Here is a 26,015-nt window from a genome sequence, read left to right as displayed (position 1 = left end):
TTGAGGTAGCTCAATCTTTTGCGGGATTAATAAGAAGTTCTGATGTTAGCCTTGCAGCAATTGCACCAGCAGCGAACCGTTGTACAGCGCCTCTTTCACCAGCGCGGCGCCGGGCATGGTGCCCTTATTGAAGAACTGCGTGGATTCGACCTTGACCTGCTCGCTGTAGGCCGGCAGCGCCTGCTGGCGAATGCAGGACGCGATGGCCGGGTGCAGGATCTCCGCCGCGCGGTTGAGCGGCGAGCCCACCAGGATCTTCTCCGGATTGAACAGGTTGACCATGATCGCCAGAATGCGCCCCACGCTGTGGCCGACGCCGAGAATGATGTCCCGCGCCAGCTGATCGCCCGCCAGCGCGGCGTCGCACAGCGATTCAACGGTCAGCGGCGCGCCGTGCAGGCTGGAGCTCATCGAACCGCTCAGCCGCTGCTGGGCGATCTCCAGGATGTTCTCGATGCTGGCTACGGTTTCAAGGCAGCCGTGGTTGCCGCAATAGCAGCGTTTGCCGTACGGATCGACCTGGGTGTGGCCGATCTCCACCACGCTGTGGCTGCCGGCGTGCAGCACGTGGCCGCCGGTGATCACCCCGGCGCCGACGTTGTGGTCGATCACCACCTGAATCACGTTCTGGCTGCCGCGCGAGGCGCCATACAGCGCCTCGGCCATGGTCCAGGCGCTGATGTCATGCTGCAGGTAAACCGGCAGGCCGGTGCGGGTTTCCAGCGCCGGGCCGAGCGGCATCTCCAGCACGTCGTAAAACGGCATGCGGTGCACCACGCCGGACTGCACGTCGATCATGCCCGGCAGCGTGATGGCGATCGCCGTCAGCCGCTCCAGCTTGCTTTGGTGGCGGATAAAGAATTGGTCGACTTCGGTCAGGATGCGTTTCAGCAGCGGTTCAGGGTGTTCGGCCGCCAGCGGCAGCAACTCCTCCACCACCAGTTTGCTGCTGAGATCGCGTAGCGCCAGCGTGATGCTGCCGCGGCTGATACGGGCGGAAAGGTAATGCCAAGCCTCGGTGTCCAGCACCAGCCCCACCGCCGGGCGGCCCCGGCTGCCGATTTCCTGGTACTCGGTTTCCTTGACCAGATGGGCTTCCAGCAGTTCGCGCACGATCTTGGTGATGCTGGCGGGCGCCAGCTGTGCGCGTTTTGACAGTTCGATACGCGAAATCGGGCCCAGCTGATCGATTAGCCGATAAACCGCCCCCGCATTGGTCTGCTTGATTTGATCGATATGCCCAGGCTGCCCAACCGCAATCACAAACCGGCTCCTACTATTTTTCGCGCTTCTAAATAAAGACTAGGGGTTATGGTGGGGCTTTTGTCATACAGCGTCAACTATTTGATTCGTTATGTGATTTGCTGCACAAATTCCTCGCAATTTCAGCGTGAATTGATTTTTATTTGCCCAACCTCAACGTCATTTCAGCATCAACGCCATCAGCGCCTGCGCCGCGGCGGTCAGCGGCCGGCGGCGGTGATGCACCAGCCAAACTTCGGTGGTGGCGTCCGGCTCCGCCAGCGGCAAATAGCGCACGCCGTCCACCCGCACTCGGGCGAATGACGCTGGCAAAATCGACACCCCCAACCCGGCGGAGACCAGCCCGATGATGGTCATCGCTTCCCCCACTTCCTGGGTGATATAGGGAGTAATGCCGGCCTTGCTGAGCAGCAGCAGGATTTCGTCATACAGCGCGGTGCCCACTTCGCGCGAGAAGAACACGAACGGCTCCTGCGCCAGGTGTTGAAAACGCAGCGCGCCGCCGGGCGTTTCCGCCAGCGGATGCCCCTCCGGCACCACCGCCACCAGCGGTTCGCGCAGCAGCAGCTGATAGTGCAGCGCCTCCGGCAGCCGCGTGTTGCGCATCACCCCCAGATCCAGCTCACCGTTCAGCAGCGGTTCGATCTGCTGTTTGGTGTTGATTTCGCGCATTTTGATATGCACCTGCGGGGACTGCTGACGAAAGGTGCGCAGGCTGCGCGCCACCACGCCGATAAAGGGCGCGGAAGAGGTAAAGCCGATGGTCATTTCCCCCAGTTCGCCACGATCCAGACGCGCCGCCTTTTCCGCCGCGCGCCCGACCTGATCGAGCACCTGGTAGGCTTCTTTGAGGAACATTTCCCCGGCCTGGGTCAAACTGACGTTGCGGTTGTTGCGCGCCAGCAGCCGCGCGCCGACCATCTCTTCCAGCGCCTGGATTTGCTGGCTGAGCGGTGGCTGGGAGATCCGCAACCGCTCGGCGGCACGGCCAAAATGCAGCTCTTCCGCCACGGCAATAAAGTAACGCAGGTGTCTCAGCTCGATATTCATATTTAAAACGTCTTAATTTGAATTATTAATATATTAGACAAAAAATTCGCCACTCCCTATCATTTTGTTATCTGCAAAGTGTCTGTTTATCTCCCCGAAGTTCGGTAAGGAAACGCTGTGACAACCCCTGTGCGTTCTGCGGCCGTGATGCCGTCGACGCTGGCCGCCAACGATGACGCGGCCGCTGCGCCAAAAGTAAAACGCTCCACCCTCAACAACAAACTCCCCTATATCGAACGCGGCACGCCGCAGTTTATGCGCGTAACGCTGGCGCTGTTTTCCGCCGGGCTGGCAACCTTCGCGCTGCTCTACTGCGTGCAGCCGATCCTGCCGGTGCTGTCGCAAGACTTCGGCGTATCGCCGGCGGAAAGCAGCCTGTCGCTTTCGGTCTCTACCGGCCTGCTGGCGATCGGCCTGATGTTCACCGGGCCGCTGTCAGACGCCATCGGCCGTAAATCGGTGATGGTGGTAGCGCTGCTGCTGGCGGCGGTCTGCACGCTGATCTGCGCCTTTATGACCAGTTGGCACGGCATTTTGCTGATGCGAGCGCTGATCGGCCTGTCGCTGAGCGGCGTGGCGGCGGTCGGCATGACCTATCTCAGCGAAGAGATCCATCCCAGCTTCGTCGCCTTCTCTATGGGGCTGTACATCAGCGGCAACTCGATCGGCGGCATGAGCGGCCGCCTGGTGACCGGGGTATTGACCGACTTCTTCTCCTGGCGCGTATCGCTCGGGGTCATCGGCCTGTTCGCCCTCGCCGCCGCCTGCATGTTCTGGCGTATCCTGCCTGCCTCGCGGCATTTTCGCGCCAGCTCGCTGCGCCCGCGCACCCTGCTGATCAACTTCAAGCTGCATTGGCACGATAAGGGCCTGCCGCTGCTGTTCGCGGAAGGTTTCCTGCTGATGGGCAGCTTCGTCACCCTGTTCAACTATATCGGCTATCGCCTGCTGGCGGATCCTTACCACCTGAGCCAGGCGATTGTCGGCCTGCTGTCGGTGGTGTACCTCACCGGTTCCTACAGCTCGCCCAAGGCCGGCGCGCTCACCTCGCGCTTCGGACGTGGCCCGGTGCTGCTGGCGTCAATCGTGATTATGCTGATCGGGATCCTGATTACCGCGCTGCCGCAGGTGCCGGCGATCTTTATCGGCATGATGCTGTTCACCGCCGGTTTCTTCGCCGCCCACTCGGTGGCCAGCAGCTGGATTGGCCGCCGTGCGCGCCGCGCCAAAGGCCAGGCGTCGTCGCTGTATCTGTTCTGCTATTACGTCGGCTCCAGCGTGGCCGGCACCCTCGGCGGCGTGTTCTGGCACAGCTTCGGCTGGAATGGCGTAGCGGCGTTTATCAGCCTGATGCTGTTGCTGGCGCTGCTGGTGGTGCATTACCTGAAACGCCTGCCGGAAGCCGCTCGTCTTTGAAAAGAAAAAGCCGCGGCGATTTGCCGCGGCTCGTCCTGCCAGTGCCTGTGATTATTGACCGGTTTTCCAGCGGGTGCGCAGGTACTCCACGGCCTTATCCGTTTGCGGCTCGGTCAGATAGCGTTGCCGGAACAGGATGGTTCCCCCCATCCCCGGCAGGCTCTCGTTGAGATCCAACTGCCTTTTCAGCTCGGGAACGCCGCCATCGACGGTCCAGGCCGGCTCGCTGGCCGATGGCGTGCCCACTTTATACAGCGCCACCCCGGCATAGAGCCGAACCGGCGTGCCTTTCACCACCTCGGCCCACCAGTTGGCCAGCACGTCGTAGCGGACAATTTCACGATCAAAAGGCCAATACAGCTGTGGTGCGATATAGTCGAGCAGCCCCAGTTTTACCCACTGGCGCGTATCGGCATAGGCCGTATCGTACGATGGCGCCCCTGCCCGCGTCGCCGAGCCGGCAGGATCGTCCGCTTTGTTTCGCCATACGCCCGCCGGGCTGACGCCAAACGCAACCGCGGGTTTCAACGCTTTGACGGTGGCTGAAACCTGTTTTATCAATTGCAGCGTGTTGTCCCTGCGCCAGGCGGCTTTGTCTGCAAACCCTTTGCCGTAGGCGCGATACGTCTTCCCATCATCCAGCGGCGATTGCGGCGTTTCGTAATAGAAATAATCGTCAAATTGAATGCCATCGACATCATAGTTTTTGACTATTTCAGCCACCACGCCAGTGATCCAGTTGCGCACGTCGGGTAAGCCAGGATCGAGCACGAAGCGGTCGTTGGCCGTGCGGATCCAGTTAGGATGCAGCGCATAGACGCTGGCCGGTGGGGACTGCAACGTCTGATTAAGTGCATCAATCGTTTGCTGTCGGGTATTCATGGAAACCCGATAAGGGTTCAGCCAGGCATGCACTTTGATGCCGCGCCGGTGTGCTTCTTGCAGCATAAAGGCCAGCGGATCATAACCCGGATCCTGGCCCACGGTGCCGGTCAAGACCTCAGACCAAGGCAAGATCTCAGAACGCCACAGGGCCGTTCCGTCCGGTTTAACCTGAAAATACACCGTGTTAATCCCGGTTTTCACCATGTCGTCCAGCGCATCCGTCAGCCCCTGCTGCTGCAGGCGCACCCGCTCTTGCGCCGTTTCCGCTTTCAGGGAGGCCGCCGGCGGCCAGTCCAAGCCAATGACCGTGGCCAGCCAGATGCCTCGCATCGGTGTAACCGGCGGTGTCGGCTGTGCAGGTTTCTCCGGTTCGGGGGGCTTGGCGCATCCGCTCACGCCCAGCATGGCGGCCATCAACAGCCATCCGCCTAGTTTTGTTGCGCCTGTCGGCATAAATATTCTCCTTCCGTGAGTGACGGTTATCCCATGTCGTTTCGTGCAGAGCAAGAAACCGCCCGCTTTTTCAACGCGAGCAAGCTGCCGGCGTCGCCCTTTCTGACGACGCCGGTACTTGTCCCATTACCAGCTCAGCCCGGTCCCGCGAGGGAATGCGATCTTGCCCGTGTTGGTCTTCACATCGTAGTCATGCCAGGTGTTGACCGGCAGTTTTCCGTGCGGTGTGATTTTTCCCGTCAGCACCTGTGCCAGAGATATCATCGAGGGACCGCGCCACACGCCGCTGTCATACCCGTAGTAAGAATAGGTGGCGACGGCCGCCTCCACGTCTGCGGCATAGTTCACGATATCGTAAGGTGCGCGCAGTGAGAGGTGAACGCGCTTTTTCCCCTGTTCGGCGGCGTATTTCAACCAGCCCGGATAAGGGCTGCTGTCATTACTCGCTCCGGTTGCGGAGGTAATGACCCCATCCTGTTCAGCAGGCGTAAAGCGGGTCGAAAGCGTGCCGAGCAGGAACACGTCGCAATCGGCAATATGCGCCCTGACCTGAGCATCGCTCAGTTCCGTTTCCTTCGCGGCAACGACGTTCTGGTAGCCTTCCTGTGCCATCACGTTAGCGATGCCTTTGGCCTGCTCACCCCACGGGGTCAGGATAAAATAGCACAGCGCTTTGTCTTTCAACGGCAGCAGGCTGTGACGGTTGATAACCACGGTAATGGAGCGATCGGCAATGCGCTTTTCCAGCTTGTGTGCTGAGGACGAAACGCTGCTGGAACAAGAGGCTTCGCGATGCCCCATCAGGTGATGGCGTAATTTGAGGCGCAAAATGCGCTCGACCGAGGCATCGATATCAGCCTCGCTGAGATGCCCCGTTTTCACCCTTTCCGCAAGATAACGAATCAGGTCCGGCAGCAGGTTAGCCTGGGCCGGCGAAGCGATGCTGACAGGCATCAGGGCGATATCCACCCCGGCGGCAAAGACGTTTTCAGCCGCCCCCTGTTGGGTGAAGTGCTCAGCAATCGCGCCCATATCCAGCGCGTCTGAAATCGTTACGCCGGCATACCCCAACTCATTGCGCAGAATCTGTGTCTGAATTTCACGCGACATGGTGGCCGGCACCGTGATTTTTTCGCCGCTGCGGGTGTCGATCTGGCGGTTGTCCAGAGCCGGATACTGAATATGCGCGGTCATGACCATGTCCGGCGCCGCACAGCGGTCAATGGCCTGTTTGTAAGGCGCGATATCGATGGCAAACGCCTCTTCCCGCGTACGATCGACGCGCGGCAAACCGGTATGCGAGTCGGTGGAGGTGCTGCCATGGCCAGGGAAGTGTTTGTAAGCGGTGATCAGCCCTTGCTGCTTCATCCCCGCAACCATTTTCTCGGCCAGGCGGGACACGGTGTTCTTATCATCGCTGAAGGCGCGAACGTTAATCACCGGGTTGAACGGGTTGGTGTTGACGTCCACGACCGGGGCAAAGTTGGTGTTGATATGCAACGCGCGCATATCCTGGGCCATCAGTTTGCCTTGTTCAACGGCGAGCTGTTTATCCGCACCGCCCTCAATCGCCGCCGCCAGCGCCATATTGCCGGGAAATGAGGCGTAGTCGCCGCGCGGCAACCGGAAAACGTTACCGCCCTCGTTGTCCGTGCCAATAAACAGGCGAATGCCGGCGTGCGTTTTCATCGCGGCATACCAAGCCGTCAACGTGTTGATCTGCTGCTTGTCTTTCAGATTATTGGTAAACAGGATCACCCCGCCCACGTGGTTATCGGCGATCAGCTTGCCAATGGCTTCATCGGGAACGGTCATATCCTGATTGCTGCTACCGTTCCGATTCCAGTAGCGAAAATCCAGCATGATTTTTTGCCCGATCTTCTCTTCCAGCGTCATGTTTTTGACTTTCTGTTTAATATCCACAGTAAACCTCCGTTTAAAGCACCCGTTAATGACAGAAGAAAAGATAACCCCAAGGGCTCATAGCGTCCTGCCATTCTGTTTGTTCCAGCGATTGGACAACGGCAAACGAGAAATGGACTAAACAAAAAATAAACGAGCGGGAAAAAATTCATCCATGAATCAAAACCATAAGAAGACCAGGTTTATTTTCGACAATCACGCTTACCCGCATGTGTGGCAGACGAGCGAGAGAATTCCCCCTGCTACCCGCCCTATTTCCCCCTGGTAAGCCGGGCGGGCAGTTAAGCCGAGTATTTCCCCATCGCCGATGTTGCCCCCAGCCTGCTACTCTCCTATAGTATGTTGTAACTAAAATGGGAGCGTACGATGAGCAGATACGATGTGATTGGCCGAATGAATGCCTGCTTTGTCGAGCTAGAGCAGGCGCTGGGCGCATTGCAGCAGCAGATCACCCCGCTGCGCTTGCTGGCAGCGCGGGTGTTCAGCCTGCCGGAGGTTGAAAAAGGCCAGGAACATCAGGCTATCTCGCATATCGCGGTCGAACAGCATGTGGGACAAGCGGCGCGCGATCTGGCGCTGGAGCATTATCAGCGGCTGTTCATCCACCATAACCGGGAGAATGTCAGCAGCAAGGCCGCCGTGCGGCTGCCCGGCGTTATCTGTCTGGCGGTGGAGCACCCGGAATATCTGACGCTGCAGGCGCAGTTGGCGCTGATCAACCGCCTGAAGGGCGAACTGGAGCAGATTATCACCGTCGATTCCGGTCTGGCGCCGGAGCAGCGTTTCGAGTTCGTACACACCCATCTGCACGGGCTGATTACCCTCAGCGCCTACCGCACCCTCACCGCCCTGACCAACCCCGACTCGGTGCGCTTCGGCTGGGCCAACAAGCACATCATCAAAAACATCAAGCGGGACGACATCCTGGCGCAGCTGGAGAAAAGCCTGAAAGCCGGCCGCGCGGTGCCGCCGCACAGCCGTGAACAGTGGGCCGCCCTGGTCAGCCGCGAAATAGACGATGTCAGCCGTCTGCCGCAGCACGCGACGCTGAAAATCAAGCGGCCGGTCAAAGTACAACCTATCGCCCGCGTGTGGTATCAGCAGCAGCAAAAGCAGGTGCAGCACCCCTGCCCGCTGCCGCTGATCGCCCTGTGTCAGGTAGAGAGCGGCGCCGCAGTGCCGAAGATTGGCGAGCTGCTCAACTACGACGTCGACGCGGTGAAACACCGTTACAAACCCGACGCCCGACCGCTGCGGCTGCTGGTGCCGCGCTTGCACCTGTATGCCGATGACGCTACTCGCTGAGGGCATATACTCGCAGGCGATGGCCGTCCGGATCCCGCGCGACGAAGGTGTAACCGAATTCCATCTCGGTCGGCGTTTGCTCGATAGGCAGCCCGAGTTCGCGCCACTGGTTATAGCGCGCTTCGACCTCTTGCGGATCCTGGCACAAGAAGCCCAGCTCACCGCCGCCGCCGGTCAACGTGGCAGCGGGTTTTACCCCCTGTTTGGCCCACATCCCCAGCTTGAAACCGTTGTTGAGCACAAACAGGGCGAAGCCGGGAGAAAGCTCTACCGGCGCCTGTCCCAGTAAACGTTGATAAAAGGCGGCACTGTTCAGCGGGTTGTCGACGTAAAGCAGGGTCATGCTGGGAAGGGTCATCGGTCTGTCCTCTGGATGATGGGAACCGGCCGGTTCCCGATAGGCACAGACTAAGGCGCGCGACTGACAGTTTATGGCAGCAGCGTGCCGCTATTGCTCCGCAATGCCCTCGCTGAGGCGCCACTCTTTCAGCAGCCGCCGCCGTCCGCGCGGATAGCGCGGTTCCAACGGCGTGGCGGCCTGGATGCGATCGAGGCGAAAATGACGAAAGGCCTGGCGCAGCTCGCACCAGGCGACCAACATCTGGAACTGGTCGAAAAAACCCAGTGCAAAGGGCCACAACAGGCGTTCGCTGCGCTGCCCCGCCAGGTCAAGATAGTCGATATGCAGCTTGCGCTCGCGGCGGATGGTGTCACGGATCAGCACCCGCAGCTCATCCGCCACCGGCGGCGCCTGAACCGGCGCTATCAACAGCGTGTTGGCCTCAAGCTCCTCCCGCAGTGCCGGCGGCAGCACGTCGGCGATCTTGGCCAGCGCCTGGCCCGCCGCACTCGCCAGCTGACTGTCGCCGTGGCGGCTGACCCAGCGCATCCCCAGCACCAGTGCTTCTGTCTCCGCCTGCGAGAACATCAGCGGCGGTAGCATGAAGCCGGGGCGCAGCACATAACCGACGCCCGCCTCGCCGGCGATCTCCGCCCCCTGCTGCTGCAGCGTGGCGATATCGCGGTACAGCGTGCGCATGCTGATGCCCAGCGTCTGCGCCAGCGCATGGCCCGCTACAGGATAACGGTGGCTACGCAACAGCTGCATCAGATCGAGTAAACGTTGTGCGCGCGACATATCACGGCTCCCTGCATAACGCGGTTTGGACAAAATCGGCAAAGGCCCGCGCCTTGGCCGAAACGAAATGGCCGCCGGGGAACACCGCCCACAGCGCCAGCGGCGGCAGTTGCCAGTCCGCTAAGGCCGCAATCGCCGCCCCGCTTTGCAGCTCGTTGCGAAACATGCCTTCGCTGGCGACGGTAGCACCGAAGTCCGCCATCACCAGCTCGCGCACGCACTCCGCCGCGTTGACCCGCATGCGCCCTGGCAGCCGCAGCATGCGCTGTTCCTCTCCACGGCTGAAGCGCCACTGCTCGCCGCCGCCACGGTGATGGTAAATCACCATCTCATGCTGCAACAGATCTTCCGGCCGCTGCGGCATACCGGCAGCGGCAAAATAGCCGGGCGTGCCGATCACGCATTGCTTTACCTCACCCAGCTTGCGGGCGGTAAAGCCGGAATCCTCCAATTCGCCAATACACAGGGCAATATCGATGCCCTCTTCAATCAGCGACAAATTGCCGTCATCCAGCAGCAGATCGACGTTCAACCGCGGATTGGCGCGCATAAACGCCGTCAAATCAGGCAAGGGAACGATGCGGGCGAACACCGCCGCCGAAGCGACCCGAAGCCGGCCGCTCAGGGTCTCGCCAGCGCTCTGCACCAGCGCTTCGGTCTCCGCCAGCTCGTTAAGGATACGTCGGGTGCGTTGATACAGCTGCTGTCCCGCATCCGTCGGCTGCAGGCCGTGGGTCGAGCGCAGCATCAGGCGCGTGCCGAGCTGCTGTTCCAGCCGCGCCACCGCTTTTGAGACTGCCGGCTGCCCCACGTGCAGCCGCCGCGCTGCCGCGGTAAAGGAACCGCTCTCGTAAACGCAGGCATAGGTTTCGTAATCGGCAAATTTACCCATGACATTCCTTGATGGAATAACGGTTAGCATTTATTGCAGTCTACACGCGCCATTTAGGAATGGGCAAGATGAGCGCTCCCCCTCATTCCCATCAGGAGAACGCATGACACTGCAAGACAAACTCGATGCCTTCAAAGTGGCATTCGAAACCGACCAACTGCCGTTCAAACTCGCGGCGCAAGATCACGCGCTGATGCGTGAGGCGATCCAGGCGCAGATCGCGTCGGGCATTACCGAATGCGCGCTGACGGTCGGCGACGCCGCGCCCGGCTTTATCCTACCGGACAGCGAAAACCGGCCATGCTCTTCCGCGGCGCTGTTGGCGCAGGGCCCACTGGTCATCAGTTTCTATCGCGGGGTCTGGTGCCCTTACTGTACGCTCGATCTGCAGGCGCTGCAGGCCGCACTCCCCGCCATCACGCATCACGGCGCGCAGCTCGTGGCCATTTCACCGCAGAGCGCGGTGCATAACCGCCAGGCCGTGCGCGATCACGATCTCACCTTTCCGCTACTCAGCGATGCAGGCAACCGCCTGGCGGCTCAATTCGGCCTGCGTTACCGCCTGCCGGACGCGCTGCTCGCCCTCTATCAACAGCGGCTCGGCCTCGATCTGGCGCAGTTCAACCAGGATGACAGCTGGACGCTGCCGCTGCCGGCACGGTTCGTCATTACTCCCGATGGCCGTATTGCCTATGCCGAAGCGCACGCCGATTACACCCGGCGGCCGGAGCCGCAGGCGCTGTTGTCGGTGCTGGAAGGATTGGCCTGATAAAGACGGGGCGCAAACGCGCCCCGTTAAGAGATGGTGATGAACGCGGTTACTTCTGCATGCTGCCGACCATCGCCTCCGGGCGTACCCATTCATCGAACTGCGCTTCGGTCAGATAGCCGAGCTTCAGCGCTGCGGCTTTCAACGTCAGCCCTTCCTTGTGCGCTTTCTTGGCGATTTCCGCCGCTTTGTCATAACCGATATGGGTGTTGAGCGCCGTCACCAGCATCAGCGATTCATTCAGCAACTGGGTAATGCGATCGCGGTTCGGTTCGATGCCCACCGCGCAGTGCTCGTTGAAGCCCTGCATACCGTCGGCCAGCAGGCGGATCGACTGCAGGTAGTTGTGGATCACCATCGGGCGGAACACGTTCAGCTCGAAGTTGCCGGAAGCCCCGCCGATGTTCACCGCCACGTCGTTGCCCAGCACCTGCGCGCACAGCATGGTCATCGCTTCACACTGGGTCGGGTTGACTTTGCCCGGCATGATGGAGCTGCCCGGCTCGTTCTCCGGGATCGAGATCTCGCCGATGCCGCAGCGCGGGCCAGACGCCAGCCAGCGCACGTCGTTGGCGATCTTCATCAGCGAAGCCGCCAGCCCTTTCAGCGCGCCATGCCCTTGCACCAGCGCATCGCAGGTCGCCAGCGCTTCGAACTTGTTCGGCGCGGTGACGAACGGCTGATGGGTCAATTCCGCCAGCGCTTTAGCGACGCGCACCGCGTACTCCGGATGGGTATTCAGGCCGGTGCCGACCGCCGTGCCGCCCAGCGCCAGCTCGGCGATGTGCGGAATACTGTCCTCGATGTGTTTCAGATTGTGCGCCAGCATCGCCGCCCAGCCAGAGATTTCCTGCCCCAGGGTCAGCGGCGTGGCGTCCTGCAGGTGGGTGCGGCCGATTTTAACGATGTCGCGGTAGGCTTCGGCCTTGTCGCTCAGCGTCTTGTGCAGCACTTTCAGCTCGGGGATCAGGTGCTCGCGCAGCGCAATCACCGCCGCCACGTGCATCGCGGTGGGAAACACGTCGTTGGAGCTCTGGCTTTTATTGACGTCGTCGTTCGGATGCACCTTGCGCTCTTCACCGCGCACGCCGCCCAGTAGCTCGCTGGCGCGATTGGCCAACACTTCGTTCATGTTCATGTTGGTCTGGGTACCGGAGCCGGTTTGCCAGATGGACAGCGGGAACTGGTCAGCATGACGATCCGCCAGCACTTCGTCGGCGGCGTTGATGATGGCGGCACCCCGCTCGGCCGGTAGCAGCCCCAGATCCACGTTCACCTGCGCGGCGGCGCGCTTGGTCAACGCCAGCGCGTGGATCAGCGCGGTCGGCATCTTTTCGGAGGAAATACGGAAATGCGCCAACGAACGCTGGGTTTGCGCGCCCCACAGCTTGTCGGCCGCGACTTCGATGGGGCCCATAGAGTCTTTTTCGATACGAACGCCTGCCATCATGATCTCCTTAGCATAATTCCTAAAATTGTAGGGTTAGGCCGACGCGCTACCCCCCGTCGGCATGCACTCCCAGTATAGTGACATAATAACTATTCGCATTAAGAGAGTTATCTCACAGCACGTTTCATCTCTTTTACCCATCAATGACGCGGTTATTTTCCGCCGGTTAACCCGCGCCGAAATAAACGGCCGGAAATGAGTCCGGAGAATAAAAGTGTGGGTAGCCATTAACGCGGATGACGCGAATTAAAATTATTGATGCGTTGCGCCTGTAAATGATTGAGCTCATCGATACGTTGTTGCTGCAGATGATTGATCTCGTCATAGGCGTCCTGACGTTCATTATGCCGATACGCCCCGGTCGCCACCGCGCCGGCGGTAAGTGCCAGCGGGTGCGCCACGGGTGCGATCGAGGTGGGAACCGCTACCGGCGCGGGTACAACGACGATCGGGGCCGGCGCGATCACCACGGCGCGCGGAGCCGCGTAGGGATAGGCGACAATCACCGCCGCCTGAGCTGCGCCGGTGCAAAAGCCCAACAACAACAACAGTTTTTTCATGCAACAGACCTCTTGTTTCGTTAAATCGACTCGTTGGCCGTTACGGTAAAGGGGTCTGACGCGCCGGTTTAAGCTCGGCGTGTGATCGCCCGGCGCAGCGCGAAAATAATAATAAGGGAATGGCTCAGACGGTAAAAAATAAATTCAGCCGACATAGTTTGACATGTTGAAGAATAAATAATGACGCAGGATAAGCGGGCTATCGGCAATAACCCATTCTCCCAAAGAATAATCTTGCGACGGATTTTCTGGGCCGCGTTGAGACCTGCGCACCAATTGAGACGCCGATCGTTATCACGCTATACTTTGGCCCCGTTGCCGGGCGCGACGTTATCCGGCGATGTTTTGATCGCGCCCATGATTTTTCCTGCCGACGCGAGGGTATGATGGTCGTCGGCATAGATTGAGTTAACCGTATAAAATCAGAAGGTTAATTGCCAATAGTGCGGCAATGACGCAGAAGGACGTTTATCGACATGCAAAAAATGACCAACGCGGTACAGAATTACGCTTGGGGCAGCCACGACGCGCTGACCCGTCTTTACGGCATCGCCAACCCGGATAATCAGCCGATGGCCGAACTGTGGATGGGCGCCCATCCCAAGAGCCCTTCCCGCGTGCCGGGCGCCGACGGTGAACTGCGTTCGCTGCGCGATCTGATCGACGAAGACCAGCCAAAACAGCTGGGCGCCAACGTCGCCAGCCGTTTTGGCGAGTTGCCGTTCCTGTTTAAAGTGCTGTGCGCCGATCAGCCGCTGTCGATCCAGGTCCACCCGAGCAAAGCGGCGGCCGAGGTCGGATTCGCGAAAGAGAACGCCGCCGGCATCCCGCTGAGCGCCGCCGAACGCAACTACAAAGATCCCAATCACAAGCCCGAGCTGGTGTTCGCGCTGACGCCGTTCCTGGCGATGAACGGTTTTCGTGAATTGGCCGATATCGTTTCCCTGCTGCAACCTATCGCCGGCGCGCACCACGATATCGCCGCCTTCCTGCAGCAGCCGGACACCGCCCATCTGTCCACCCTGTTCGCCAGCCTGTTGACGATGAGCGGCGAGCAGAAGTCGCTGGCGCTCGGCGTGCTGAAAGCCGCGCTCAACAACCAGCAGGGTGAACCCTGGGATACCGTGCGGTTCATCGCCGGTTTCTATCCGGACGACAGCGGCCTGTTCTCACCGCTGCTGCTGAACGTGGTGCAGCTCGCGCCGGGCGAAGCGATGTTCCTGTATGCCGAAACGCCGCACGCCTACCTGAAAGGCGTGGCGCTGGAAGTGATGGCCAACTCGGATAACGTGCTGCGTGCCGGCCTGACGCCGAAATTTATCGACGTGCCCGAGCTGCTGGCCAACCTGCAGTTTCGCCCGCAGCCGGCTTCCGGCCTGCTGACCCAACCGGAGCGGCGCGGCAACGAGCTGTTCTTCCCGATCCCGGTGGAAGATTTCGCCTTCTCACTGCACGATTTGACCGCCGCGCCGCAGGCGCTGGCACAGCGGAGCGCGGCTATCGTGTTCTGCGTCAGCGGCGAAGCGACGCTGGAAAAATCCGGGCAGCGCCTGACGCTCAAATCGGGTGAATCCTGCTTTATCGGCGCCTTCGAATCCCCGGTCAACGTCAGCGGCAGCGGCCGCATCGCCCGGGTTTATAACCAACTGGCCTAACCGTTGATAAATTTCAGCAAATTGCTTGCTGAAAGCGAGAGCTGCCCCCACAATTAAACGCCTGCGGGCGTTTTTTGGCGGCCCCTATTTGCCCCTCCCACGCAACGGAGGGTGATAAGAAAAAAGGATGAAACAGAGCTATGAAAAAATCGTTAGTCGCTGTCAGCGTCATTGTCGTTCTTGGCGCAGCATGGACCGGGGCATCCTGGTACACCGGGAAACAGATCGAGCAGCACATGGGCGAAGTCGTCGACAACGCCAACGGCCAACTGAAAGCCTACCTGCCGAAAGCCGGCGTCAAGCTGAGCTATGAAAATTACCAGCGCGGCCTGTTCAGCAGTAAAGTGCGTTATGTGCTGCGTTCCGACGGCACGGATACCAGTGAAAACGCGGCGCTGAAAGCCGGTGAAGAAGTGGCGTTCCTGGAAACCATCGATCACGGTCCGTTCCCGTTCGCGCAGCTGAAAAAATTCAACCTGCTGCCGAGCATGGCGTCGGTGCATACCGAGCTGGAAAACACCCCGGCGGTGAAAGGCCTGTTTGAAACCACCAAAGGCAAATCGCTGTTTACCGCCGATTCGCGCATCTCGTACAGCGGCGATACCGCGTCCACCATCGACTTTATCCCACTGGACTACCAGAAGGATAAATCTTCGTTGAAATTCAGCGGCGCCACCATTGACGCCGACGTGTCCCGCGATCTGAAAAAATTCGCGCTGGACGCCAATAGCGACACTATCGTGTTCGCCAGCCCGAACGAATTCGGCCAAAACGAGCAGATCACCTTCCAGGGCTTCAACCTGAAAGGCAACAGCAACGAAAGCAAGTTCGGCGTGAAGCTCGGCGATCAGACGATGACCCTGAAACAGTTCAAACTGACGATCGACGGTAAAGACACCGTGGCGTTGGACGGTTTCAATCTGGTGAGCAAGTTCGGCGAGCAAGGCAGCAGCAACATCGGCGGCCAGATCGATTACACCATGGACGCGCTCAAGGTGCAGGGCAACGACTTCGGCGCCGGTAAACTGACGCTGAAAATCGACAACGTCGACGGCAAGGCGCTGAAAGACTTCTCCGACAGCTACAACCGCCAAACCATGGCGCTGCTGCAGCAGGGCGAGAACCTGGATCCGGACGTCTACGAACAGCAGACCTCCGAGATGCTGCAAAAGAACCTGCCGATGCTGCTGAAAGGCAACCCAAGCCTCAGCATCGCCCCGCTGAGCTGGAAAAACAGCAAGGGTGAGAGCCTCTTCACGCTGGATCTGGCGATGACCGATCCGAGCAAGGCCGCCTCCCCGGCACAGTCGCCGGATCAAGTGATCGCTCAGGCGGTCAAAAAGCTGGATCTCAGCCTGACCATTCCAGAAGCGATGGCCACCGAAGTGACCGCGAAGACCGCTCTGTTGCAGGGTTACAATGAGGAAGACGCGCAGAAACTGGCGCAGCAGCAAGTGCAGGGCCTGGCGGCCATGGGCCAGATGTTCAAGCTGACCACCCAGAAAGACGGCGTGATCGCGAGCAAGTTCCACTACGCTGACAATCAGGTTGACCTGAACGGCAACAAGATGTCTCTGCAGGAGTTCATCGGCCAGTTCGCCATGCTGGGCGCCCCGGCGGAAGACGCTGAACCGGCGCAGGAAGCGGAACCCGCTCCGGCACCGGCGCAGTAATCGCCTGAAAGCCTGACAAGGGCCCCCTGCGGGGCCCTTTTTATTTACCCCTGCAGCGCCGCATACACCGCATCGCGGATCTGCTGCGGATAGCGGCCGCACATGCCCTCAAACGCGGTGTTGGTCAGTATCACCACGCTCAGCTGCGCCTGTGGATCAAAGAACCAGCTGTGGCCATAAACGCCGCCCCAGGTCAGCGTGCCGACATGCTGCGGCGTCTGCGCCGCTTCTGCGTCCACCAGCAGCGCACCGCCGAAACCAAATCCCCAGCCCGGCCCTTGCGTTTGCGCCTGCGCCCCCACATGCGGACTGCGCAGCAACGCCACCGTGTCCGGCTGCAAGATGCCCTGCCCGCCGCTGCGCAACGCTTCCACCAGCTGCAGCACATCGTCGGCATCGCCGACCATGCCCGCGCCGCCGGAAGGATAAGCCTCCGCGTTAAGCGCCCGCGCGGGTGAAAACAGCACCTCGCCCCCCGCCATCTCCTCCGGCAGCGCCACCCGCAGGCCTTCATGCATGCGCTGCGGCCCTTGCGGCGTGTTGTAATACGGCGTCGCCAGATTCGCGGCGTCCGTCGTATAAAACGCGGTATTGCCGAACCCCAGCGGCCGCGCCACCCATTCGACAAACAGCTGCGGCAGCGGCATGCCCGTCACCCGCTCCAACACCGCGCCAAGCACGTCGATAGCCAGCGAATAATTGAAGCGCTCTCCCGGTTGCGACAGCAACGGTGCCTGCGCCAACAGCCGCAGGTTTTGCTCCAGCGTCAGCGTCGACAGCTCCACGCCGTCCTGGATCCCCAACTGATGGTAAACGCCTGCCGGCGGTTGGTTCAGCCGATAGTCCAGCCCGGCGGTATGACTCAGCAAATGACGGATCTTGATCGTCGGGCGCCGGCCATCCGCCAGCGCCGGGGTAAACCACGGCAGCCAGTCGCTGACCGCATCGTCCAGGCTCAGCTTGCCCCGTTCAATCAGGCGCAGCGCCGCCAGCGTGGTATAGGGTTTGGAGACCGACGACAGCCGAAACTGCGTTTCTCGCCGCATCGGCCGCCGCGCTTCGCGATCGGCATAACCGGTCGCGCCGGCGTAACAAATCTCGCCCTGCCGCGCCACCAGCACCACGCTGCCCACGATGCGCCCTTCGGCCATCGCCTGTTGATCGATCGCCGCGATCCGTTCTGTTAACGCCCGTTGTGTTGCCGACATGATTTTTATCTCGCTGAGGGAAAGTAAAACCAGTCTAAAACGTTCGTCATAAATTAAAATAAGGCATAATTTAATGAATCATTAAACACAGGTTATTAATAGATGAGTTCACTCCTGCAACTGCTGCCCTATTTCGAAGCCGTCGCACGCCTGGGCAACTTTACCCGCGCAGCCAACCAACTGGGCGTCACGCCGCCGGCGGTGTCACAAAACATTCAGGCGCTGGAGAATCAGCTGGGGGTGCGCTTATTTCACCGCACCAGCCGCTCGGTGCGCCTCAGCGACGAGGGCCGGTTGTTCTATCAGAAGGTCTCGCCGGCCATGAGCCAGATCGACGTGGCGGCAGACGACGTGCGCACCCTGGGCGCACAGCCGGCGGGCCTGCTGCGCATCACGCTGCCGCAACTGGCCGCTTCGCTGCTGGTGATGCCGCACCTGGCGGAATTTCAACGGCGCTATCCCGAAGTACAGCTTGAGCTGTTTACCGAAGACCGCTTTTCCGATCTGGTACTGGGCAGTTTCGATGCCGGCATTCGCATGCACGCGATGCTGCAAAAGGACATGATCGCCGTGCCAATCGACAACGGCCAGCGCCGGGTGCTGGTCGCCTCGCCCGACTATCTGACGCGCTGCGGCGTACCGGCCACGCCGGACGATCTGCCAGCTCACCACTGCCTGCGCTACCGCTTTCCCGGCAGCGGAAAAATGGAGCCCTGGTATTTCAGCCTGGGCGACGATGAACGCGCGCTGGACGTCAGCGGCAGTTTGATCTTTAACGAGGATCGGTTGATCAAGGATGCGGCATTGGCGGGCCTGGGTATCGCACAGCGTTTTCAGGGCACGGTGGTGCAAGAACTGGCGCAGGGGCAACTGGTGGAAGTGCTGCCGGAGTATGCCAGCGAGGCATCGGGATTTTTCATCTACTTTCCCGCCGGCAGGCATCTGCCGCTCAAGCTGCGCGCCTTTATCGATTTCATGCGCGAGCGGCGTGAACGGCAGCATCGGTGGTAGGGGCGCCTCGCCGGCGCCCCTGAGCGTCAGAGCTTCTCCAGCGCCTGGATGATGTGGTAAGCCGCCTCGACGCGATCGTCATTCGGGAACCACTTGTTGGCCAACATCACCACGGCGATATTCTTCGCCGGGATAAACACCGCGTAGGTGGAGAAACCGCCGGTAGAGCCGGTTTTGTTATACCAGCCGGCGCGCAATTCCGGCTGCGGCGGCGTGATGGCGGTGGCCGGCGTGCCGTTCATGATCATCCCGGCGTTGTTGCCTTCAACCAAACGCGACAGCTTCACCGGGTACGGGTAGTTCTCCCACATCAGATCCTGCGTGAACGCACCCGCCTTGTAATAACCGACGTGCGTGGCGGCCAGCGCCTCGCGCCACGGCTGCGCCACCTTCACCTGCTGCAGGTTGGCGTCCAGATAGCGAATCAGATCGCGGGCGTTGGACTTGATGCCGTAAGATTCGGCGTCCAGCGGGCCGGGATTGACCCGCACCGGTTTATCGTCCTTGCTGTAGCCCTGCGCATAGTTGGCCATCTGCGCAGCCGGCACCTGAACGTAGGTGTGGCTCATGCCCAACGCCGGCAGCATCCCCTGTTCCATCGCCTGGATAAACGGCCGGTCGAGGCTCTTGGCGGCGATCATGCCCAGCATGCCGATGCCGAGGTTGGAATAGACGCGGTAGCTGCCCGCCGGGTGTTTCGGCTGCCAGGCCCGGTAGTACGCCATCAGTTGGGCGTTGTCGGTTACGTCGTCCGGCACGAACAGCGGCAAACCGGAGGTATGCGTCGCCAGATTCAGCAGGCTGACGCCGTCGAAGGCGCTGCCGCGCAGCTCGGGCAGGTAGCGGCTGGCCGGGTCTTTAAACGACAGTTTGCCCTGCTGCTGCGCATAGACCGCCAGCGTCGCGGTGAAGGTTTTGCTCAGCGAGCCCACTTCGAACAGCGTCTGCTCGGTGATCGGTTTGCCGGTCTGCTTCGAGGCAACGCCATACGGGTAAATCTGCTGTTTGCCGTCGACCGACACGGCGATCGCCATGCCCGGCACGCCATATTTTTTCATCAGCGGCTGAATAACGGCGTCGATATCCTGCTGCTGCGCGGCGTGCGCGGTCGGCAGGATCAGCGCGGCGATCAGCGCGGCCGCCAGGCGGTTCATTTTCGTCATGATAGAAGCTCTTAGGTTGCAGGGCATCGGCCGCGGCCAAAAGTTTTTGTTGGCGTTATACACGGCGCTTTCCCTGATTGATGATGTCATTCCTTTACGGCTGCCGCGACGCTCTCAGCAGCCGCGCCAAATATCGGATTTTGCCGCCGGGTTGACAAGCGATAATAATTTCAGCCAGCATAAAGAAAAACTTATGGCTATCGACAATGCGCAATCGACTTCCCCTCAACGCCCTGCGGGCGTTCGAATCCTCCGCCCGCCACCTGAACTTCACCCGCGCCGGCCTGGAGCTGCGGGTGACCCAGGCCGCCATCAGCCAGCAGGTACGCATGCTGGAAGAACAGCTGGGCATCCAGCTGTTCCGCCGCCTGCCGCGCGGGCTCGATTTGACCGAAGAGGGTCAGGCGCTGCTGCCGGTGTTGAGCGACGCCTTCGACAGCATTGAGGCGGTGCTGCAGCAGTTCGAAGGCGGGCATTTCCACGAGGTGCTGACGGTGGCGGTGGTCGGCACCTTCGCCGTCGGCTGGCTGATGCCGAGGCTGGCGGCGTTCCGCACGGCGCACCCGTTTATCGATCTGCGGGTGCTAACCCACAACAATCTGGTCAATCTGTCGGCCGACGGTATGGATTTCGCCATCCGCTTCGGCGAAGGCCTCTGGCCCGCCACCTGCAATATTAAGCTGTTCGACGCGCCGCTGACGGTGCTCTGCCCGCCGACGGTCGCCGCGCGCCTGAGCACGCCGCAGGATCTGCAGCACGAGCAGCTGATGCGCACCTACCGCAAGGATGAATGGGAGCGCTGGTTCACGGCGGCGCAGGTGACGCCGTGGCGGATCAACGGCCCGGTGTTCGACTCGTCAAGGCTGATGGTGGAAGGCGCGATCCAGTGCGATGGCGTGGCGCTGGCGCCGGTCAGCATGTTCCGCCGCGAACTGGCCGCCGGCGCGCTGCAAAGGCCGTTTGCCACCGAGGCCGCGCTCGGCGCCTATTGGCTGACCCATTTGAAGTCGCGGGATCTGACGCCGGCGATGAAAACCTTTATCGGTTGGATCCGCCGGGAGGCGGAAGAGGAGCAGCGGCGGGACTAGGCGGAGCCGCGCCGGATCAGCGTCGGCGGCAGAATGACGTTCTGCGCCGGCAGGTCGGCGTCACCGATACGCTGCAGCAGGCGCGCAGCGGCGCTGCGCCCCACTTCCCGCGCCGAGCTGGAGACGAAGGTCAGCGGCGGTTCGGTCAGCTCGGCCTCCGGCACGTCGCCGAAACCGATCAGCGCTACCTGCCGGCCGTAGTAGGCGTCGACCCCGTCCGAGCCGATGCTGCGGCCGCTGCGCGTCAGGCCAAAATAGGCGCCGAGCGCGACCGACGCCTTGTGGCAAACGATGGCGGTAATGTTCGGGTAGTGGCGCAGCAGCTGTTCCGCCGCTTCCGCCGCCTCACGCTGCCGGCAATCACACTCGACGATCCATTCGCTGCGAAACGGCAGGCCGTACTGTACCAGCGTGGCGCAAAATCCGCCCAGCCGCTCGGCGCGCGTCAATGAGTCGCTCTGGCCGCCGAGGTAAGCAATTTGGCTGTGGCCGCGTTTGATCAAAAATTCGGTGGCCAGCTTGGCGGCCTGCATATTGTCCGGCCGCACCACGTCCACGCCCTCGAGACCGCTGGAGCGCGCCACGCACACCAGCGGCACGCCCTGCTCGGCCGCCTTTTCCTTCAGGCCCGCCGCCGCGCGGATGCCGCCCGCCAGCACGATGCCGTCAACGCCCTGCGCCAGCAGCGCGTCAAACGCCCGCTGCAAGCCTTGGCCATCGCGTCCGCTCTGGGTTAAAAACAGCAGCTTGTCGTGCGCCTCCAGCGCCTCGCTCAGCCCGGCGGTCATTTCGGCATAGAAGGGTTCGCAGATGTCGCGCAGAATAAGGCCAATCACTCCGGACTCCGCGCCGCGCAGCGTCGCCGCCTGGCGATTGCGCACATAACCCAGCTGCTCTATCGCCTGATTGACCTTCTCGACGGTGGTCGGCGAAATGCGCCCCTTGCCGCTCAACACCAGGGAAACCGTGGTGACCGACACGCCCGCCTGCTGCGCCACATCGGTGATGGTGATTTTTTTGATGCTCATAGTCTCTGCGAACCCGTTCCTGGGCAACCCGCGCCGTAATGATCAAGGGTATACCGAATCCGTTAGCTCAGTAAAACGTTTTACTGCCTGCCGCATTGTCGCCAAAAACCGGGCGGCAGATTTGTGATTGGCGGCGCATTTTTGCTAGGTAAAACGTTTTATCTTCTTTTTACCTAATCAGAAGTCCCCTTTTTGCTCGTCTTTTCGCCAGGAGAAGTCGGTTATGTCAGCAGCCAACAAACCCAAAATCACCCTCTGGGAGTTCTTCCAGAGCCTGGGCAAAACCTTCATGTTGCCCGTCGCCTTGCTCTCTTTCTGCGGCATCATGCTGGGGATCGGCAGCTCGCTGAGCAGCCGCGACGTGATCACCCTGATGCCGTTTATCGGCCACCCGATCTTCCAGCTGATCTTTACCTGGATGAGCAAGGTAGGCTCCTTCGCCTTCAGCTTCCTGCCGGTGATGTTCGCCATCGCCATTCCGCTGGGCATGGCGCGTGAGAACAAGGGCGTCGCCGCCTTCTCCGGCTTCGTCGGCTTCGCCGTGCTGAATCTGGGCACCAACTTCTACCTGACCGCCGCCGGCGTGCTGCCCACCAGCGATCCGCTGGTGCTGAAAGCCAACAATATCCAGAACATCCTCGGCATTCAGTCGATCGATACCGGCATCCTCGGCGCGGTGATCGTCGGCATCATCGTCTATCGCCTGCATGAACGCTTCCACACCATCCGCCTGCCGGACGCACTGGCGTTCTTCGGCGGCACGCGCTTCGTGCCGATCGTCACCACCGTGGTGCTGGGCCTGTGCGGCCTGGTGATCCCGCTGATCTGGCCGTGGTTCGCCGCCGGCATCACCGGGCTGGGCTGGGTGATCAACAGCGCCGGCGCCTTTGGCCCGATGCTGTTCGGCACCGGCGAACGCTTGCTGCTGCCGTTCGGCCTGCAGCACATTCTGGTGGCGCTAATCCGCTTTACCGAGGCGGGCGGTACCATGGAGGTGTGCGGCCACAGCGTCAGCGGTGCCCTGACCATCTTCCAGGCGCAGCTCTCCTGCCCAACCACCACCGGCTTCGCCGAGAGCGCCACCCGCTTCCTGTCGCAGGGTAAAATGCCGGCGTTTCTCGGCGGCCTGCCGGGCGCGGCGCTGGCGATGTACCACTGCGCCAAGCCGGAGAACCGTCATAAAATCAAAGGGCTGTTGATTTCCGGCGTGGTGGCCTGCGTGGTTGGTGGCACCACCGAGCCGATCGAGTTCCTGTTCCTGTTCGTCGCGCCGTTCCTGTATCTGATCCACGCGCTGCTCACCGGGTTGGGCTTTACCGTGATGGCGCTGCTGGGCGTGACCATCGGCAACACCGACGGCAACATCATCGACTTCGTGGTGTTCGGCATTCTGCACGGCACCGCCACCAAGTGGTATCTGGTGCCGGTGGTGGCCGCCGTCTGGTTCGTCGGCTATTACGCCATTTTCCGCTTCGCCATCCAGCGTTTTAACATCAAAACGCCGGGCCGTGAGAGCGACAGCGCCGTCAGCCAAAGCGCGCCGAGCGGCGCGGTGGGCAAATCCGGCTACAACGTGCCGGCGATTCTGGCGGCGCTCGGCGGCCCGGGCAACATTATCACGCTGGACAACTGCATCACCCGCCTGCGCCTGTCGGTCAACGACATGAGTCAGGTGGACGACGCGGCGCTGAAGGCCCACCGCGCCATCGGCGTGGTGCATCTCAACGACCATAATCTGCAGGTGGTGATCGGTCCGCAGGTGCAATCGGTGAAGGATGAATTAGACTCACTGATAGCCACGGCGCAACCTGCCGCGGCGCTGCAGGGAGCCACCCATGTTTGATTTCTCCACCCCGATCGACCGCCACGGCACCTGGTGCACCCAGTGGGACTATATCGCCGATCGTTTCGGCAGCGACGACCTGCTGCCGTTCACCATCTCCGATATGGATTTCGCCACCGCGCCGTGCATTCTCGAGGCGTTGCAGCAACGCCTGCAGCACGGCGTGCTGGGCTACAGCCGCTGGCAGCATGAGGATTTTCTCGGCGCGCTGCGCCACTGGTATCAGCAACGCTTCAACACCGCTATCGACACCGCAACGGCGGTGTACGGCCCTTCCGTTATCTACATGGCGGCGCAGCTGATCCGCCAATGGTCCATTCCGGGCGACTATGTGGTGACCCATACCCCGGCCTACGATGCCTTCTATAAGGTGATCCTCGCCAATCAGCGCCAGCTGCTGGCCTGCCCGCTGCACAAGGCCGGCGACGACTGGCGCTGCGACATGGCGCATCTCGAAGCGCTGCTGGCGCGGCCGCAAACCAAGATCCTGCTGCTGTGCAGCCCGCATAACCCCACCGGCAAAGTGTGGCGCCGCGACGAGCTGCAGCAGATGGCCGAACTGTGCGAGCGCCATGACGTGCGCGTGATCAGCGATGAAATCCACATGGACATGGTCTGGGGTGAACACCGCCATACGCCGTGGAGCCAGGTGGCGACCGGCGCCTGGGCCTTGCTGACCTCCGGCTCCAAGAGTTTCAACATTCCGGCGCTAACCGGCGCCTACGGCTTTATCAGCGACGACGCCAGCCGCGAAGCCTATTTCCAGCAGCTCAAAGCCCGCGATGGCCTCTCCTCGCCGGCGGTGCTGGCGGTGGCGGCGCACGTGGCCGCCTACCGCCACGGCGAACCCTGGCTGGACGCCCTGCGCGACTACCTGCAGGATAATCTGACCTACGTCGCCGAGCGGCTGGAGCAGGCGTTTCCCGCGCTGGGCTGGCGCCCGCCGCAGGCCACCTACCTGGCCTGGATCGATCTGCGGCCGCTGGCCGTGGACGATCGGGCGCTGCAGCAGGTGCTGATCGAGCGTGAAAAGGTGGCGATCATGCCGGGCTTTACCTACGGCGAGGAAGGCCGCGGGTTCCTGCGTCTCAACGTCGGCTGCCCGCGCAGCAAGCTGGAGGCCGGCATGGACAAGCTGATCGCCGGATTGAGGTTGGTGCTGGACGAGCAATAACGCGAGGGGGCGAGCCTCTGCCCGCCCCGGCGTTACGCCTGAACAGACGGGATCTCCTCCAGATGATGATAAACCGTCAATCCCCACTCGTTGGCCAGCCGCACGTCGTTATCGGCCCCCGCAGACGCCCCTTCGATGCGATACACCGCCTGACACTGTGCAATCAGCCGATGCGCCACCGGGTAAAGAAACGCCTCGCTCACCGCATCGCCAAGCTGAGTGGAACCTGCCGCCGCCGCCAAAGGCAGCGCCAGCCACTCGCCGATCACCGGCACGTGCCCCCGCTGGTAAACCGCCAGCGCGGCCTGTTCCAGGCGCGCCAGATTGGCGGCGATACGCTGCGGATCGCCATCGGTGCCGCTGCGATAAGGGCCGGCAATCAAGATTTGTTGTGCTTTCATCGTTCTTCCTCCAACGTCCGGTTCAAGGCGACAAACTGCAGCAGCATGATGGTCTTGGCGTCAACGATCGTGCCCTGGCGAATCGCCTGCAGGGCTTGCGCCAGCGGCAGCTCGAGCACCTCCAGATCTTCCCCCTCCGCCGCCAACCCGCCGCCCTCGTTGATGCGGTCGCCCGCCTGATATTCGCCGACGAAAAAGTGCAGCTTCTCGGTGACCGAGCCTGGGCTCATATAGGCTTCGAATACTTTCTCCACGCTCTGCACGAAATAGCCGGTTTCCTCTTCCGCTTCGGCGCGGATGCGTGCCTCCGGCGACGCGTTGTCCAGCAACCCGGCGGCAGCCTCAATCAACATGCCGTCATGGCCGTTGACGAAGGCCGGAAAGCGGAACTGGCGCGTCAGGATCACCGTTTGCGCCTGCCGGTTGAACAGCAAAATGACCGCGCCATCACCGCGATCGTAGGTCTCGCGACTTTGCCGCTGCCAGACGCCGTCGCGCCGCAGAAAATCAAAGGTGGTTTTTTTCAGCAGGTACCAGTCATCGGACAACACCCGGGTTTCGACAATGCGAACCCTGTCTTTAGTGGCTATCATCGGTTTACTCCGCCAGAGGAAGGAAATTGATACTATCGTGCAGTTTCGTGTATGATCAAGATATTTCGTGCAAA

Annotated in this window: 23 protein-coding genes; 9 read left to right on the top strand and 14 right to left on the bottom strand. The window is 61.2% G+C overall.

Features of this window, described 5'->3' with window-relative positions; genetic code table 11:
* Positions 1-45 precede the first annotated feature (45 nt).
* A complete protein-coding gene (gene mlc, locus WA302_RS07870; RefSeq protein ID WP_025302713.1) occupies positions 46-1,263 on the bottom strand; it encodes a sugar metabolism global transcriptional regulator Mlc in 1,218 nt (405 codons plus the stop codon).
* Between the two features lie 159 nt (positions 1,264-1,422).
* The gene (locus WA302_RS07865) at positions 1,423-2,313 is read right to left on the bottom strand and encodes a LysR substrate-binding domain-containing protein (protein ID WP_025302712.1); all 891 of its coding nucleotides are present in this window, start codon (positions 2,311-2,313) and stop codon (positions 1,423-1,425) included.
* Between the two features lie 147 nt (positions 2,314-2,460).
* Between WA302_RS07865 and WA302_RS07860 the strand changes: the two genes are divergently transcribed.
* On the top strand, positions 2,461-3,729 hold the full coding sequence (locus tag WA302_RS07860; protein ID WP_031300458.1) for an MFS transporter: 1,269 nt from the start codon (positions 2,461-2,463) through the stop codon (positions 3,727-3,729).
* Positions 3,730-3,780: 51 nt separating this feature from the next.
* Here the strand turns inward: WA302_RS07860 and WA302_RS07855 are convergent, their stop codons facing one another.
* Both WA302_RS07855 and WA302_RS07850 read right to left on the bottom strand, forming a co-directional pair.
* On the bottom strand, positions 3,781-5,067 hold the full coding sequence (locus WA302_RS07855; RefSeq protein WP_197764858.1) for a glycoside hydrolase family 10 protein: 1,287 nt from the start codon (positions 5,065-5,067) through the stop codon (positions 3,781-3,783).
* 126 nt (positions 5,068-5,193) lie between these two features.
* Positions 5,194-6,990: a glycoside hydrolase family 3 protein gene (locus tag WA302_RS07850; protein WP_336063382.1), complete on the bottom strand. Its 1,797-nt coding sequence runs from the start codon at positions 6,988-6,990 to the stop codon at positions 5,194-5,196.
* A 366-nt stretch (positions 6,991-7,356) separates the two neighbouring features.
* Here WA302_RS07850 and tus point away from each other — a divergent pair, with 366 nt between their 5' ends.
* The gene (gene tus / locus WA302_RS07845) at positions 7,357-8,295 is read left to right on the top strand and encodes a DNA replication terminus site-binding protein (protein WP_043143278.1); all 939 of its coding nucleotides are present in this window, start codon (positions 7,357-7,359) and stop codon (positions 8,293-8,295) included.
* On the opposite strand, the gene WA302_RS07840 is transcribed toward tus, so the two are convergent.
* From WA302_RS07840 to WA302_RS07830, 3 genes are all read right to left on the bottom strand, one after another.
* Positions 8,285-8,653, bottom strand: a complete 369-nt coding sequence (locus tag WA302_RS07840; RefSeq protein WP_028128189.1) for a VOC family protein — start codon at positions 8,651-8,653, stop codon at positions 8,285-8,287. The genes tus and WA302_RS07840 overlap by 11 nt on opposite strands.
* Positions 8,654-8,743: 90 nt before the next feature.
* Positions 8,744-9,433 carry a helix-turn-helix transcriptional regulator gene (locus tag WA302_RS07835; RefSeq protein WP_025302706.1) on the bottom strand — a complete coding sequence of 230 codons (690 nt, stop codon included), beginning with the start codon at positions 9,431-9,433 and terminating at the stop codon, positions 8,744-8,746.
* 1 nt (position 9,434) lies between these two features.
* Positions 9,435-10,325, bottom strand: coding sequence for a LysR family transcriptional regulator (locus WA302_RS07830; RefSeq protein WP_043143283.1), 891 nt, complete (start codon positions 10,323-10,325; stop codon positions 9,435-9,437).
* 103 nt (positions 10,326-10,428) lie between these two features.
* Here WA302_RS07830 and WA302_RS07825 point away from each other — a divergent pair, with 103 nt between their 5' ends.
* Entirely contained in the window at positions 10,429-11,094 is a 666-nt protein-coding gene (locus tag WA302_RS07825) for a peroxiredoxin-like family protein (protein WP_089180859.1), read from the top strand.
* A gap of 49 nt (positions 11,095-11,143) precedes the next feature.
* Here WA302_RS07825 and fumC read toward each other — a convergent pair whose 3' ends face one another.
* Both fumC and WA302_RS07815 read right to left on the bottom strand, forming a co-directional pair.
* Entirely contained in the window at positions 11,144-12,541 is a 1,398-nt protein-coding gene (fumC, locus tag WA302_RS07820; RefSeq protein WP_025302703.1) for a class II fumarate hydratase, read from the bottom strand.
* Between the two features lie 230 nt (positions 12,542-12,771).
* Entirely contained in the window at positions 12,772-13,104 is a 333-nt protein-coding gene (locus WA302_RS07815; protein ID WP_336063376.1) for a hypothetical protein, read from the bottom strand.
* A 476-nt stretch (positions 13,105-13,580) separates the two neighbouring features.
* Here WA302_RS07815 and manA point away from each other — a divergent pair, with 476 nt between their 5' ends.
* Together manA and WA302_RS07805 are read left to right on the top strand one after the other, a co-directional pair.
* Entirely contained in the window at positions 13,581-14,759 is a 1,179-nt protein-coding gene (gene manA / locus WA302_RS07810; protein WP_197764856.1) for a mannose-6-phosphate isomerase, read from the top strand.
* Between the two features lie 140 nt (positions 14,760-14,899).
* Entirely contained in the window at positions 14,900-16,432 is a 1,533-nt protein-coding gene (locus tag WA302_RS07805) for a YdgA family protein (protein ID WP_025302700.1), read from the top strand.
* A 44-nt stretch (positions 16,433-16,476) separates the two neighbouring features.
* On the opposite strand, the gene WA302_RS07800 is transcribed toward WA302_RS07805, so the two are convergent.
* Complete coding sequence (locus tag WA302_RS07800) at positions 16,477-17,640, bottom strand: serine hydrolase domain-containing protein (RefSeq protein ID WP_336063373.1); 1,164 nt, start codon at positions 17,638-17,640, stop codon at positions 16,477-16,479.
* Between the two features lie 102 nt (positions 17,641-17,742).
* Here WA302_RS07800 and WA302_RS07795 point away from each other — a divergent pair, with 102 nt between their 5' ends.
* A complete protein-coding gene (locus WA302_RS07795; RefSeq protein WP_025302698.1) occupies positions 17,743-18,651 on the top strand; it encodes a LysR family transcriptional regulator in 909 nt (302 codons plus the stop codon).
* Between the two features lie 26 nt (positions 18,652-18,677).
* Here WA302_RS07795 and blaSRT read toward each other — a convergent pair whose 3' ends face one another.
* Positions 18,678-19,814 carry an SRT/SST family class C beta-lactamase gene (gene blaSRT, locus WA302_RS07790; RefSeq protein ID WP_049208135.1) on the bottom strand — a complete coding sequence of 379 codons (1,137 nt, stop codon included), beginning with the start codon at positions 19,812-19,814 and terminating at the stop codon, positions 18,678-18,680.
* Between the two features lie 206 nt (positions 19,815-20,020).
* Here blaSRT and WA302_RS07785 point away from each other — a divergent pair, with 206 nt between their 5' ends.
* The gene (locus tag WA302_RS07785; RefSeq protein WP_043143290.1) at positions 20,021-20,902 is read left to right on the top strand and encodes a LysR family transcriptional regulator; all 882 of its coding nucleotides are present in this window, start codon (positions 20,021-20,023) and stop codon (positions 20,900-20,902) included.
* Here WA302_RS07785 and WA302_RS07780 read toward each other — a convergent pair.
* Positions 20,899-21,930, bottom strand: a complete 1,032-nt coding sequence (locus WA302_RS07780) for a Mal regulon transcriptional regulator MalI (protein ID WP_025302695.1) — start codon at positions 21,928-21,930, stop codon at positions 20,899-20,901. The two genes, WA302_RS07785 and WA302_RS07780, sit on opposite strands and share 4 nt — an antisense overlap.
* A gap of 223 nt (positions 21,931-22,153) precedes the next feature.
* On the opposite strand from WA302_RS07780, the gene malX reads away from it, so the two are divergent.
* Positions 22,154-23,773 carry a maltose/glucose-specific PTS transporter subunit IIBC gene (gene malX, locus WA302_RS07775; RefSeq protein ID WP_025302694.1) on the top strand — a complete coding sequence of 540 codons (1,620 nt, stop codon included), beginning with the start codon at positions 22,154-22,156 and terminating at the stop codon, positions 23,771-23,773.
* Positions 23,766-24,947: a MalY/PatB family protein gene (locus WA302_RS07770; protein WP_043143295.1), complete on the top strand. Its 1,182-nt coding sequence runs from the start codon at positions 23,766-23,768 to the stop codon at positions 24,945-24,947. The genes malX and WA302_RS07770 overlap by 8 nt, the downstream gene beginning before the upstream one ends.
* A gap of 32 nt (positions 24,948-24,979) precedes the next feature.
* Here the strand turns inward: WA302_RS07770 and WA302_RS07765 are convergent, their stop codons facing one another.
* Both WA302_RS07765 and WA302_RS07760 read right to left on the bottom strand, forming a co-directional pair.
* Positions 24,980-25,348 (bottom strand): NUDIX hydrolase, encoded by a 369-nt coding sequence (locus tag WA302_RS07765; RefSeq protein ID WP_336063370.1) that lies wholly within the window; start codon positions 25,346-25,348, stop codon positions 24,980-24,982.
* On the bottom strand, positions 25,345-25,941 hold the full coding sequence (locus WA302_RS07760; RefSeq protein WP_025302691.1) for an NUDIX domain-containing protein: 597 nt from the start codon (positions 25,939-25,941) through the stop codon (positions 25,345-25,347). The genes WA302_RS07765 and WA302_RS07760 overlap by 4 nt, the downstream gene beginning before the upstream one ends.
* Between the last annotated feature and the right edge of the window lie 74 nt (positions 25,942-26,015).

The organism is Serratia sp. 201, from assembly GCF_037027545.1.
Classification (GTDB): Bacteria; Pseudomonadota; Gammaproteobacteria; order Enterobacterales; family Enterobacteriaceae; genus Serratia; species Serratia bockelmannii.
Note: the sequence above shows the minus strand (reverse complement) of the source record. Positions and strands in the feature narration are given on the sequence as shown.